Annotated in this window: 14 protein-coding genes; 5 read left to right on the plus strand and 9 right to left on the minus strand. The window is 39.2% G+C overall.

What is annotated here, in order from left to right; translation table 11 throughout:
• Positions 1–204 precede the first annotated feature (204 nt).
• Positions 205–1383: an MFS transporter gene (locus tag KTHG_RS18965; protein WP_139995904.1), complete on the minus strand. Its 1179-nt coding sequence runs from the start codon at positions 1381–1383 to the stop codon at positions 205–207.
• A 131-nt stretch (positions 1384–1514) separates the two neighbouring features.
• On the opposite strand from KTHG_RS18965, the gene KTHG_RS18970 reads away from it, so the two are divergent.
• The 3 genes from KTHG_RS18970 (at position 1515) to KTHG_RS18980 (ending at position 5833) form a co-directional block, all read left to right on the plus strand.
• On the plus strand, positions 1515–2405 hold the full coding sequence (locus KTHG_RS18970) for a LysR substrate-binding domain-containing protein (protein ID WP_139995906.1): 891 nt from the start codon (positions 1515–1517) through the stop codon (positions 2403–2405).
• Positions 2406–2638: 233 nt separating this feature from the next.
• On the plus strand, positions 2639–3622 hold the full coding sequence (gene guaC, locus KTHG_RS18975; protein ID WP_139995907.1) for a GMP reductase: 984 nt from the start codon (positions 2639–2641) through the stop codon (positions 3620–3622).
• Positions 3623–3886: 264 nt separating this feature from the next.
• A complete protein-coding gene (locus KTHG_RS18980) occupies positions 3887–5833 on the plus strand; it encodes a methyl-accepting chemotaxis protein (protein ID WP_186439692.1) in 1947 nt (648 codons plus the stop codon).
• 86 nt (positions 5834–5919) lie between these two features.
• Here the strand turns inward: KTHG_RS18980 and KTHG_RS18985 are convergent, their stop codons facing one another.
• Positions 5920–6282: a hypothetical protein gene (locus tag KTHG_RS18985; protein WP_126992031.1), complete on the minus strand. Its 363-nt coding sequence runs from the start codon at positions 6280–6282 to the stop codon at positions 5920–5922.
• A 176-nt stretch (positions 6283–6458) separates the two neighbouring features.
• Between KTHG_RS18985 and psiE the strand changes: the two genes are divergently transcribed.
• Together psiE and pgeF are read left to right on the plus strand one after the other, a co-directional pair.
• Entirely contained in the window at positions 6459–6917 is a 459-nt protein-coding gene (psiE, locus tag KTHG_RS18990) for a phosphate-starvation-inducible protein PsiE (RefSeq protein WP_126992032.1), read from the plus strand.
• A 24-nt stretch (positions 6918–6941) separates the two neighbouring features.
• Entirely contained in the window at positions 6942–7700 is a 759-nt protein-coding gene (pgeF, locus tag KTHG_RS18995; protein WP_139995911.1) for a peptidoglycan editing factor PgeF, read from the plus strand.
• A gap of 41 nt (positions 7701–7741) precedes the next feature.
• Here the strand turns inward: pgeF and KTHG_RS19000 are convergent, their stop codons facing one another.
• The 7 genes from KTHG_RS19000 to KTHG_RS19025 all read right to left on the minus strand — a co-directional run bounded on the left by KTHG_RS19000 (position 7742) and on the right by KTHG_RS19025 (position 13858).
• Entirely contained in the window at positions 7742–8704 is a 963-nt protein-coding gene (locus tag KTHG_RS19000; protein WP_139995913.1) for a sensor domain-containing diguanylate cyclase, read from the minus strand.
• 3 nt (positions 8705–8707) lie between these two features.
• Positions 8708–9505 carry an alpha/beta fold hydrolase gene (locus KTHG_RS19005; protein WP_126992035.1) on the minus strand — a complete coding sequence of 266 codons (798 nt, stop codon included), beginning with the start codon at positions 9503–9505 and terminating at the stop codon, positions 8708–8710.
• Between the two features lie 153 nt (positions 9506–9658).
• Positions 9659–9790 carry a hypothetical protein gene (locus KTHG_RS21985; RefSeq protein ID WP_255411590.1) on the minus strand — a complete coding sequence of 44 codons (132 nt, stop codon included), beginning with the start codon at positions 9788–9790 and terminating at the stop codon, positions 9659–9661.
• Between the two features lie 355 nt (positions 9791–10145).
• Complete coding sequence (gene opp4C, locus KTHG_RS19010; protein WP_370323637.1) at positions 10146–11060, minus strand: oligopeptide ABC transporter permease; 915 nt, start codon at positions 11058–11060, stop codon at positions 10146–10148.
• Positions 11060–12031 (minus strand): ABC transporter permease, encoded by a 972-nt coding sequence (locus tag KTHG_RS19015; protein ID WP_126992036.1) that lies wholly within the window; start codon positions 12029–12031, stop codon positions 11060–11062. The genes opp4C and KTHG_RS19015 overlap by 1 nt, the downstream gene beginning before the upstream one ends.
• Before the next feature lie 13 nt (positions 12032–12044).
• On the minus strand, positions 12045–12872 hold the full coding sequence (locus KTHG_RS19020) for an ABC transporter ATP-binding protein (protein WP_139995915.1): 828 nt from the start codon (positions 12870–12872) through the stop codon (positions 12045–12047).
• Positions 12869–13858, minus strand: a complete 990-nt coding sequence (locus KTHG_RS19025) for an ABC transporter ATP-binding protein (protein ID WP_126992038.1) — start codon at positions 13856–13858, stop codon at positions 12869–12871. Before KTHG_RS19025 ends, KTHG_RS19020 begins: the two co-directional genes overlap by 4 nt.
• Positions 13859–13871: the final 13 nt, after the last annotated feature.

The following is a 13871-nucleotide window of genomic DNA, read 5'->3' on the forward strand; positions in this document are numbered from 1 at the left end:
ATAAATTGTAATTAGTATATGTATTTGCCACAAACAATAGCTACGTAAACATAATAAAAAATTGAATTTTTTGTTAATTATCGTAAAACTCTTTATTTTTACGTAAAAAAAGAGAGTAGGCTCAAATCCTACTCTCTTTTCCGCTAGTATTTCCATCATTCGAAAATGGAGTTGTAATGCCTATTTGCTGGCAGCGAACAGGCATTATTGTTGATATCGACGTCCTTTCCTTGATACGTACATATATAAGAAGAAAGCAACGACGATAATGATACATGCTGTTAAATACATGGTTGAATAGCTACTCGCACCTGCGATGATGCCCATCACAGCTGCACCAACTGCCATCCCTAAATCCATTGAGTTGAAGAACACAGAACTTGCAACCCCAACGCGTTCTGGTGGAACAGATGACATGACCTCTGTTTGATAAATTGGTGTGATAGAGCCGTAACCAATTCCCATAATCGCACCCGCAACGATTAACATCCAACCTGCAGTCGTCATTTGAAGAACAAATAAACCGATTGCAAAAATCGCGAGGCAACTAAAAACGATATATTTTGGCCCATATTGATCGGCTGCTTTCCCAACAAACGGACGACATAATAACATACAAACCGCATAAACAATAAAGAAATAACTTGCTGCTGTCACTAGATCTAACTCTTTTGCATAAAGTGATAGGAAAGCTGAAATACTTGAATACGCAATTGCTGAAATGAACGTCATTGCCGCGTATGGAACGGTGCGCGGATCAACAATATTGCTAAATGAGAATTTTTCTTTTGCTATGTGTTTGTCTGCGTTATCACCAGGAATCGTAATAATCATTGCTAACAAGACATTAAAGACGGATAGCACTGCACAGATAACAAACATCACATTGTATGAGGATGCACTCGCAAATTGTAGACCGATAACAGGACCAAGCACCATCGCAAGTCCCATTGCCATTGAATAATAACTTAGCCCTTCTGCACGGCGTGTCATCGGAATAAGCTCGGCACTAACGGCACCTTTAACGGTTGTAATAATTCCAAAGATAATCCCGTGAATTGCACGAACAACTAATAATACGGCAAATGAATGTACGAAGAAATAAAATAAACAAGCTACGAAAAACGCAGTAGTTGAATAAATTAAAATTTTCTTTTGAGAGAAACGACTAATCCAATCTCCAGCAACCGGTCGTACAATAATCGCAAAAATTAAAAATACCGTTAATAACCAGCCTGCCTTATCTGCTGAAGTTCCAAGCTTTTCTGTAATAAAAAGTGGCAGCGCCGTTAATAAAATATAGAACACTAAAAAGATAAATAAGCTCATCAACGTAATGTTAATAAAACTTTTTGTCCATAGTGGCTCTTTTTTTGTAGACAATCTATGCATCTCCTTTTTAAGCTCCTCATAAGATGAGCCATCTAACAGAAATAGTATACGCCTACTCAAGGTATGATAAATAATTGTCTTTTGCATATTATCTATGCATACTGTACATATGGAGGTGCGTCATGGAATTTTATCAATTATTATACTTTGAAACACTCGCAAAAGTAGGCAACATTTCGCACGCTGCCGAACGTTTAAATTTATCACAGTCTGCGCTTAGTCGCTCAATACAGAACTTAGAAAAAGAAGTAGGTGCACCACTTTTCACACGAGAAAGTCGCGGCGTGACGTTAAATACTTACGGTGAAGTTTTTTTAGAGCATGCGACAAATGCGATTAATGAAATTCAAACTGCTGAGCATAAAATTCAGGATTTGATTAATCCAATGCATGGCACGATTCGTCTCGCATTTACACAACCCCTTGGCTCTGACTATATCCCAATGTTGATTTCTGCATTCACAGAAAAATACCCTAATATTCAATTTAAATTATCACAAGATACTACTCGAAAGATTTTAAAACAGCTGAACCGAGATGAAATTGACATCGGATTTTGCTCACCCTTTTCTGCAAACACAACAATTGAAAAATATACGATATTAGAGGAAGAGCTAATTATGCTCGTACCCAAAAATCATCCACTTAGCAAACAAAAAGAAGTTCATTTAGATGAATTTGCGCTCGAAAAATTTATCGTCTTTAAAGAAGATACTTCTGTACGCGAAGTAACAGATTATATTTGTCACGAAGCAGGCTTTGAACCGACAATTGTTTTTGAAGGTATTGCTGAGAAGTCGATTATTGACCTAGTCAGTAAAAATTTTGGCGTTGCTATTGTACCTATAGGCATTCCATTATTCGATTTCCCTGTTGTGCCACTGAAGATTTTAAATCAGCCAGTACATCATCGTACACAGCTCACATGGGCAAAAGATCGTTACATTTCTCCTGCAGTACGAAACTTTATTCAATTCACTAAAAAGCTAGTAGACGAACAAAGCAATTTGTAATTTTTTCAAACACCTCATAGTCGCTAGTATTTATAAGACTTAAAATGTCACAAGCTCTTTTCGGAGTTTGTGATATTTTTTTGCTTTTTAGCGTCTTTTTCGTAGCTAATGTTCATTTTTCTCGAAATATCTGAAAAATCATTTGACAGCGCTATCAAAATATTGTAAATTACCAAAGGACGAACAATTTAATTAAAACAAAAAATAATATTCGCTTTTAGGAGTGTTTTTAAATGGATAATGTATTTGACTACGAAGATATTCAATTAATCCCGGCTAAATGTATCGTAAATAGCCGCTCAGAATGTGATACATCAGTAGAATTAGGTGGGTATAAATTCCGCCTTCCTGTTGTACCTGCAAATATGCAAACAATCATCGACGAATCAATCGCGACGAAATTAGCTGAAGGCGGTTACTTCTACATCATGCACCGCTTCAATCCTGAAAAACGCATTGGCTTCATTAAAGATATGCAAAGTAAAGGCTTAATCGCTTCTATTAGTGTTGGTGTAAAAGACGAAGAATATGCTTTCGTTGAGGAATTAGCACAACAAGGCTTAACACCTGAATTCATTACAATTGATATCGCACACGGTCATTCAAATGCCGTTATCTCAATGATTCAACATATTAAAAAATTAGTACCAAACGCTTTCGTTATCGCTGGGAATGTTGGTACACCAGAAGCTGTGCGTGAGCTTGAAAACGCTGGCGCTGATGCAACAAAAGTAGGTATCGGACCTGGTAAAGTATGTATCACAAAAATCAAAACTGGTTTCGGTACGGGTGGCTGGCAATTAGCGGCACTTCGTTGGTGCTCTAAAGCCGCTACAAAACCAATCATTGCTGATGGTGGTATCCGTACAAACGGTGACATCGCGAAATCAGTGCGCTTCGGTGCATCAATGGTAATGATTGGCTCTCTATTCGCTGGACATGAAGAATCACCGGGTGAAACAATCGAAGTTGAAGGTAAAAAAGTAAAAGAATACTTCGGCTCAGCATCTGAATTCCAAAAAGGCGAAAAGAAAAACGTTGAAGGTAAAAAAATGTTTGTAGAACATAAAGGTTCTTTAAAAGATACACTTATTGAAATGGAACAAGATTTACAATCATCGATTTCATACGCTGGTGGTACAAAATTAGAATCAATCCGCAACGTGGATTACGTAATCGTTAAAAACTCAATCTTCAATGGTGACAAGGTTTACTAAAACTTAGGGGTTCTCTATATAAAGAAAGACGCAGCTTGGGGAGGCTGCGTCTTTTTGTATTGCTAAAACATAAATAACTACTATATTTCGTCTGTAGCTTATTAAAATTTTGAGGATACACTTTTGATAACTATTTCATTGATTCCTAAGAACCGAGTCAAAAGTCATTTAAAATACCTTTATTTTGTTAAAATAAATAACAATTAACAACTTTTTATGATACGATTGGTTACGAACTTTAAGACTATAATAAGGAGCATCGCAATGGATAAAGGTACAAAATTAAGGAATAAAATGTTAATTTTCTTACTCCCACTCATTGTTATTCCTATTTTATTAAGCGGAGTATTCTGGTACATCTCAAGTAAAGAACAAATTAAAGAAGAACAGCTCACTGCTGCTTCTTCTAATATGGTGCTACTAAACAATAGCATCAATGATTTAATCGAGCCGAAAATACATGATGTGTCGTATTTATCGAAACGTCTCACATCAAAGGATTTATCGGTTTCAAAATCAAGTAATGCACGCACTGTACTTGAACAATATATTCAGGAGCATCCTGAAGTCGCAATGGCCTATGTTGGCACCATAAAGGGGGACATGATTCGTATGCCCTATCACCTTTATAATAAAGCTGAATACGATCCGCGCGAACGCCCGTGGTATAAGCAAGCAAAGGATAGCGACATTACAATTACAGACCCATACATTTCAAAAACGAGTGGTGATTTAGTCGTTACCTTATCAAAAAAACTTGCTGATAATAGCGGTGTTATTGGCATTGATATGTCGATTTCAAAACTTGGAGATATTGCGAGTAGCGTCAAAATTGGTGACCATGGCTATACCTCTATTATTGATTTATCGAATCGCTACATTGCCGACAAAAAGCATGATGGTGGTGAGGCAGTCTCGAGTACCCTCTCTTCACAGTTAAAAGAAGCGAAGGGGCAATTTGAACAAGAAGAGACAATTACTTTATATGCCACAAACTCTGCGACTGGCTGGAAAGTCATGAGCACCCTATATAAATCCGAAACAACAGAGGCTGCGAAAAGCATTGCGGTAATAAATATTTTCTTTGCAATCGTTGTGATTCTTATTAGCCTTGCCATTATTTTATGGCTTGTTCGCTCGATTACACGCCCACTGCAAACGATGGCACAGAAGGCGGACCAAATGCGACACGGTGATTTAACGGTATCAACCGATGTGACAAGTCGCAATGAAGTAGGTCAACTTGCGATGACATTAAATGAGATGAAGGATAATTTAGCGACGCTTGTACGTAATGTTGGTGAAAATACGCAGCAAGTGACACAATCGAGTGTAGAAATGGAGCAACATATTGCACAAAATATGCTGAGCACAACGGATGTGACGACCGCCATTACACAGGTCAGTGAAACGACAGAGCGTCAGGCGAATGATTTACAAGAAGCCTCTTATTCGATAAATGACGTTGCGAAAGGTGTTACAACAATTGCACAGAGCATAACAGATGTTACCGAATTTTCAACAACTTCACTACAGCATGCTCACTCAGGACAGCAAGCGATTTATGAGGCTGTGTCGACAATGGAAGGCATTAAAGACTCTGTAACGATGTCGAATGCGCAAATTCATACACTGCATACGCATACCGCTGAAATTGGAAAAATGCTTGATATGATTAAGGAAATTGCCGATCAAACGAATTTACTCGCTCTCAATGCTTCCATTGAAGCGGCACGTGCTGGTGAACACGGCAAAGGATTTGCTGTTGTTGCAGATGAAGTTCGTAAGCTTGCTGAAAGCTCACAGCATTCTGCCAATCAAATTGCCGCACTCGTTACGACAATCCAAACAAGTACGAAACAATCTGTTGAGCAAATGGCGACCACGCTACAAAAAGTAGATGAAGGGGTCAGCGTTACACAAACAGCTGAGCAACGCTTCGCTAATATTATGACGCAAATGGAAAGCATGACACCAAAGCTTGAAGGGGTGTCTGCTACAACGGAAGAAATCGCTTCTGTTACCGACCAATTAGCGAATAGTATCGACAATGTCTCAAGCCATGCCCAAACGACGAATGCAATGACGGAGGAAGTGACGGCCTCTGCTCAGAATACACTGCATTCAATGAATGATATGCAGGCTGAAATGAAGCGTCTTGCACTACTTGCCGCATCACTTGAACATTCCATTACACAATTTAAAATCTAACAAAAAAGAGGCTTAGGGTTTTTAGATCCTAGCCTCTTTTGTTCTATTCAAATCTAAATGAAATCGGGGGGATTTCAATTTTTTTATTAACGTGCGACGCGTAAACGATCGCGACGATATAAATCATAATTTAAAATGATGTACATATATTCGCTAATATCTTGGACTTCTAATCCTTGTTTTTCAAGCGATGTCCATAGCTTTTCATCAAGGGCATAAGGGTGCGCATGTTGTAACAATTCCACTTCATTTTTTGATAGTGCAACACGGAATTTCTGTGCACCGTTTGTCACCGACAATGTATACGTTCTCCACGTTTCTACTTCTACAGAGAAGTTTTCATCCCATTCACGTAATTGCGCTTCCATATCTGATGCAACGTGTTTGAAAAATTTGCGTACTGTAAATGTATTCGCTTTTGTGGTACGGAAAAATGTATTCGTATTCATGTCTATCGCTCCCTTTTTGTTAATACCAAGTTATCTTATAAGAATTATAACATCTAAAATTAAAAAGTCAAAATATTTCTTCAAAATTAAAAACGCTTACAAAATATGTATGCTTTGCACATTCTTTTTCTTTATGTGAAAATTATTTTAAGAACAATGAAAGCGAGGCGAAATTTATGAAAAGTACAGAATTTAAAGTTGTCTTCCCAAAAGTATTACAGTGGATTTTAAATGTCTCATTAGTTGGTTTATCAATCTTTTTAGTACTATTAATGGCAAAAGAGATTTTTATTTTTGCAGATATTCTATTGTTTGAGAAAGATTCCAAACATACGCACGAAGAGTTTCTAGCGAACGTTTTAGCATTCTTCTTATACTTTGAGTTCATCACAATGATTGTAAAATACTTTAAGGAAGATTATCATTTCCCTCTTCGTTATTTCATTTACATCGGTATTACGGCTATGATTCGTTTAATTATTATCGACCACTCTAGCGCAATGCATACATTATTGTATGGTGCGGTTGTGCTCCTTCTAATCATTGGCTATTTCATCATTAATATCACGCCGCTTGAACGTCCTAAAAAAGCGCGCTATGAAATTAAAAACGCGAAAATTAGCGATGAATCATAATATAATAGAAGTAGAGGTGATTGGATGACAACGACGATTTATAAAAACGATGCCAAGCTTTTAATGGGCATTTCTTTGCAAGATGATACGCAGCTTGAACAGAATAATATGGCACTTCATGTTTGTGAGAACCCTGAAAATATTATTAAAAACCGCGAAGCACTTGCGGCGACTATTGGGCATTCCTTACAAGATTTTGTCTGCGCAAATCAAACACATAGTGCAACTTACTATAAAGTAACTGCTGAGGATAAAGGACGCGGCACGCTACGCGCAGAGGATGCGATTCCGGAGACGGATGCACTTTATACATTTGAGCCAAATATTGTCCTTAGCTCCTTTACAGCGGACTGTGTGCCTGTACTATTTTATGCGACGGACTCAACACTTGTGGGTGCAATTCATTCCGGCTGGCAAGGTACAGTGAAGGAAATTTCACTCAAGACATTCACGCATTTACGTGAGGCAGAAAATGTAGACTTACAAAATGTGCATGTACATATCGGTACAGCGCTTAGTCAGGAAAAATTTGAGGTTGATGCGGATGTCTATACTAAATTTAAAGCACTTGGATATGCAGATGACTTTATGTACTTCAAAGACGCGACTGAGAAATATCATATCGATAATCAATTAACGGTGAAAAAGCAATGTGAGCTGGCAGGTATTCCTGCAGCGAATATTACGATAGAGGATGTGTGTACTTTCAAAAGTGCGCAGGGCTTCTCTTATCGACAAGATAAAAAAGCCGGACGTCATTTAAGCTTTATCGTCCGTAAATAGCATACAAAAAGGAGGAATCGCGTCAATCGCCATTCCTCCTTTTAGTGTTCAAATACAGTGACGCGGTTACGTCCATTTTCTTTCGATGAATAGAGTGCCTTATCTGCGCGCTCAATAATCGTCTGCTCATTATCGCGCGCTGTGAATTTCGCCATGCCAACACTCACTGTTAAGTCGCCAATTGCTGGCCATTCTTTTTGTTGCACACGCTCAATAATATTATGTGCGATTTGTTCATTATGACCAATCAAAATAATCGTGAACTCCTCACCACCAAATCGACAAACAATGCCTTGCTCACTAACCGTTTCCTTTAAAAGCTTGGCAAGTTGTTCAAGGACAATATCCCCTACTTGATGACCATATGTGTCATTCACACGCTTGAAGTGATCAATATCAATAATAAGTAATGAAAATTGCACAGATTCCATGTCAAAGGCACGAATAAATTCACTCATCTTTTGGCTAAAGTAGCGGCGATTATAGAGTCCTGTCAGCTTATCTGTATTCGATAATTCAATCAGACCTAAATTAATTGCCATGAGCTCATTTTGCTTTTGTTCAATTTCTGCATAGATTTCCTCGAGATGATCAAACGCTTGTGATTTCTTTTCGTACGCTTCTTCTGCTTGGATTTTTAATGATTGCACCTCGCGCTCATATTCCAAGCGATGCTGCATTTTCATCATCATATAATCAATAACCTCTTCACCATCACGAATATAACGTTTGGCATTCATTAAAAGTGGTACGGCTTTTTTGTTTTTATCACGCATCGAAATAAAAAATTCTTCTACAAGATTTTTAAGTTGAATCGCCGGATAGAAGTACGAATGGAACAGTAGCTTATTCGTTGGACTCAGCAAAAACTCGATATGCTTTCCGAGTAGTTGGTGCTCTGTATAATCCGTCCAACGTAAAAATGTCTCATTCACTTCTGTTATTTTGCCTTCATCGTTCGTACTTAAAAAGCCACATGGTGCTTTTTTCAAACGAATATCCATCGCTTATCCCTCTTTTATATAATGTTTCAGACGTTCAATGGTCACCTCTGGATGACTAATATGTGGGTAATGTCCTTTCACATCTAATATCTCAAACGAACTATGCGGCAAATGCTCATGTAAATAATGTCCGATTGGACCTGGCACAATACTATCCTCTGCACATTGTAAAATCACTGATGGCACCGTCATTTCATGTAAACGACTACGACAATCTAAATGAAAGGTCATATCTGCAAATTCACGTGCAATATGTGGATTTTGTGATACAAAAACACGCTCTAGATTTTGAACATTAGGTGTGTTATTTTCTTGTCCAAGTGCAAAAGGTGCCATATAGCTCGCCCAGCCGCTAAAGTTCATTTCCATCGTTTGTAAAAGCTCTTGGATGTCTTCTTCATCGAAGCCACCTTCATAGTCTCCATCATTTAAATAACAAGGAGATGGCCCAATCATGATCACTTTTTTGAATGCTTCTGGACGCTCAATCGCTGCTAACATACCGATCATCGAGCTAACAGAATGACCGATAAAAATAACGTCTTCTAATTGAAACTCATCGATAATATTTAATACATCTTGTACATAGCCATCAGCAGTGCGATAGCTTGCGTTATAAGCTGCTAAATCTGAATTGCCTGCCCCTACATAATCAAATAATACAATTTTATACTCCGACAGAAAAGCAGGAGTAATGTATTGCCACATCGACTGCTCACAACCAAAACCATGGGCAAATATTAACAGTTGATTCCCTTGCCCTACTATATTTACATTGTTTCGTAAACTAATGACATTCATTGGCGCCACCTCTTATTACTTTTTTCTCTATTATATGCTTTTTATAGGATATAATCAGCTAAATTCTACAGCTAATCTCTTTAAACGAGCATAAACGCATTAAAAAAGTAGGTCATGCACTCTAGTTGCGTGGCCTACTTTTAAAAACATACCTTATTTAGCGAAGATTTTTGTTAAGCATTTTTGTGTTTTGGATGGCAACATCTTATAGCCCATTCCTTTTTGTTGAATATCAAGTACGGTTAAAATACCGACAACGAATCCTAGTATATGCATAAATTTCATCTAAAACGCCTCCTATTAACCTTATTATAAAACGAAACGGTTGATTGTGGCTTCTAGTAGCGCTCACTCCCAATTGATTTTTCAAGAAATTTCTTATAGCGCGCTATATCTAAATGGTTCAATCCATTGTGAAAATTGGAAGCATATGTATGTCATGATGAGATTGCTTACCAATACAACTAACAAGCCTACCATGAGTGCTACTGCTACTTTATCCCCGTATTCATTTCCCCTAGCTCTTATTTTATCTATATAAACCGTCACACCTAATAAATCGCCGTTATATTAGGATTAAAATCTTGTTATCTAATAAAAAAGAAGCTAAGACAAATCTGTCTTAGCTTCCTTGAAGGAGCTATTTTACATTACGTGGATCAAGCGCATCACGCAGTGCATCACCGATATAGTTGATCGATAATACTGTGAGTAAAATGAAAATACCTGGTGGAATCCATAGCCATGGTTGGTCGGTCAAAATCGTAATGGATTGTGCACTCGACAACATATTCCCCCAGCTCGCATCGGGTGGCTGTACGCCAAGCCCTAAGAAACTTAATGCGGCTTCATCTAAAATAGCACCCGCCACACCTGACGTCGCATAAATTAAAATCGGTGCGATGGTATTTGGCAGGATGTGCTTAAATAATATACGTGGTGTGCTATAGCCAAGCGCCATGCCTGCTTTCACATAATCAGATTGTTTAATGGCGAGTACATTTCCTCGCACAAGACGCGCGATGCCTGGCCAGCCAAGAATCCCGAGTATAAGAATAATATTTGTCAGTCCAGGTCCTACGATACTTGCAACAACAAGGATAAACATAATATATGGGAATGACATGAAAATGTCGGTAATTCGCATAATAATGCCATCGATAATACCGCCAAAATAACCGGCAATTAAACCGAGTACAGCCCCAATCGCAGAAGAAATAACGACGGCACCGATACCGACAGATAGCGAGACACGTGCTGCATAAAGAACGCGGCTTAAAATATCTCGGCCGATATCATCTGTACCGAGCCAGTGCGCCATTGAAGGCCCCTCACCGAAAGCATCGGTAATTTCATTTGGATTATATGGTGCAAGAAGCGGTGCGAAGATGGCTGCTAATAAAATAATAGCTAAGTAAAAGAAGCCAATGACCGCAAGCTTATGCTTTTTAAAGCGTTTGAAAAACAAACCCTTCGATGGCATATCCTCTGACCATGTCACCGTGTGCGCTGCATCATATTTCTTTTTATTAAAGTAACGCTTAAAGAGACTCACTATTTCGCACCCCCAACATAGCTTTTTCGAATACGTGGGTCAACGAAGGCATACACAATATCTGTTAAAATATTTGCTGCGATAACAACGAAGGCTGCAACAAGGTTTAAGCCCATTAATGTTGAGTAATCACGATTCATAATAGATGAGAGTGTCAATTGACCAATACCTGGCCATGAGAAAATTTGCTCGATGACAACCGCGCCACCGAATAAAATCGGAATTTCTAAACCGATGATTGTAACAATTGGAATTAGCGCATTACGTAGTGCATGGCGATTGACGACGAATACTTCTTTCAATCCTTTCGCACGTGCTGTACGTAAATAATCCTGTCCTAAAATCTCGAGCATACTTGAACGAACATAGCGGATATTACGCCCTGCCACATTCGCTACTAACACGATGATTGGTAAAATCATATGCATAAGTAATGTACCAAATCCTCCATCAGCGCCAACTTCCTTCATACCGCCTGATGGCAACCAGTTCAGTTGAACCGCAAAGACATAAACAAGAATTAAGCCTAAGAAGAAGTTCGGAATTGAAATCCCTAAAAATGACCCTGTGACGAAAATATAATCAAGTTTTGAATATTGTTTTGTGGCACTTAAAATCCCAAGTGGAATGGCAATTAATAAACCAAGTACAAGCGCGGTGCCCATTAAAATTAATGTCGGCCCCATGCGCTCTAAAATCATCGATACAACTGGCTCAGATGTGTACATTGAATAACCAAGGTCGCCGTGCATCACGAGATTTTTCAACCAGTTCCAGTACTGCATATACACTGGGTCATTCAAGCCAAGTTCAATAGCCTTGGCCTCACGCGCCGCATCGGGGAGCTTTGGACTGACAAGCATATCAATCGGATTCCCCGGTGCCATACGCATAATAATAAAATTAATAATCGTTACCCCAAATAGGACAGGGACTGCGATGAGTAAACGACGTAAAATATAACCAAACATGCAAATTCCCCTCCTATGGTTTTGTTAAAATACTACGTTTTTTCGGATCTGGAATTGGATAGGCACCGAGTAATTTTTTCGTATATTCATGTTGAGGATTTTTAAAAATTTCTTCGGTTGTGCCCATTTCAACAATCTTGCCAGCAAACATGACCGCAATGCGATCAGAAATATATTTTACAGCGCCAAGACCATGCGCAATAAATAAATACGTTAGGCCAAGCTCACGCTGTAATTTTTTAAAGAGGTTCATAATTTGAGCTTGAATCGATACATCGAGCGCAGATACCGGCTCGTCACAAATAATTAGTCGTGGGCGAAGCGCTAGTGCTCGTGCAATACCAATACGCTGACGCTGACCACCTGAGAACTCATGTGGATAGCGCGATTTTGCCGAATCCGATAAACCAACAAGCGCTAGTAAACGACTAACCTCTTGCTGGATTTCATGATGCGGCACGATTTTATGCACCGTCAGTGGCTCTGCTAATAAATCCCCAATCGTCAGACGTGGATTCAGTGAAGAATACGGGTCCTGAAAAACGATTTGGATTTGCTTGCTTAGGCTTACGCGGTCCGTACGAAAATTCATCGGCTTTCCGTCGAATAAAATCGTGCCATCTGTTAGTGGTTCTAGGCCGATAATCGTACGTCCTAGCGTCGATTTACCACAGCCTGATTCTCCAACTAATCCGAGTGTCTCCCCTTCATAAACCTCAAAGGATACATCATCAACTGCTCGTACATAACTCTTTTGTAAATTCATAAAGCCCGTTTTTACCGGGTAATACGTTTTGACGTTTTTAACGGTTAATAATGGCGTCTTCGTCTGTTGGCTCATTGTAGATGTCCTCCTTGCTGAAGCTTACGCCATTCAAAGCAGCGTGTTAAATGCCCGTCACCGGTATCCATTAGCTCTGGTTTATTGCTGTGGCAATACTCCGTCGCAAGTGGACAACGATTCGCAAAACGGCAGCCAGGAAGCGCATTATAATTTGAGGGAATGGTTCCTGGAATGGCTTGTAATTCCTTGTCATCGAAATCCATCGATGGAATCGAGTTGAGTAGCCCTACTGTATACGGATGAAGCGGTTGTTCAAATAATGTATAGACATCAGTCGTTTCTACGACTTGCCCTGCATACATGACAACGACGCGGTCAGCCATTTCAGCAACAACACCTAAGTCATGGGTAATGAGCATAACGGCTGTGTCATACTCTTTACATAATGCATGTAGCAGGCGAATAATTTGAGCCTGCACGGTCACATCAAGTGCTGTTGTTGGTTCATCCGCAATTAAAAGCTTGGGCTTACAAACGAGCGCCATCGCAATCATGACGCGCTGGCGCATCCCACCAGATAAAGCGAACGGGAATTGTTTAATCACGCGCTCTGCTTGAGGGATGCCTACCTTTGTAAGCATTTCGATTGCGAGTTTTTTTGCTTCTTTTTTATCGAGTGGCATATGCAGACGAATAGCCTCGACTAATTGATAGCCAATCGTCAGGACTGGGTTTAGTGCCGTCATCGGCTCTTGGAAGATCATCGATACGTCATTACCACGCAGTTTCTGCATGTCTGCATCTGATAATTTTGCTAAATCAACGCCATTTAACCGTACTTCTCCTTCTGCAATATGCCCATTCTTCCCTAAGAGACGCATGATGGAAAGTGCCGTAACGCTTTTACCACTACCCGACTCGCCTACGATAGCGAGCGTTTCACCATGCTTTACATCAAAGCTAACATCAGATGTACTGGTAACTTTCCCATGCTCTGTATCAAAAGCCGTCGTTACATGCTTTACACTTAGTAAACTTTCCATTTTCATACCGCCT

The sequence above is a fragment of the Kurthia sp. Dielmo genome, from assembly GCF_000307285.2.
GTDB lineage: Bacteria > Bacillota > Bacilli > Bacillales_A > Planococcaceae > Kurthia > Kurthia populi.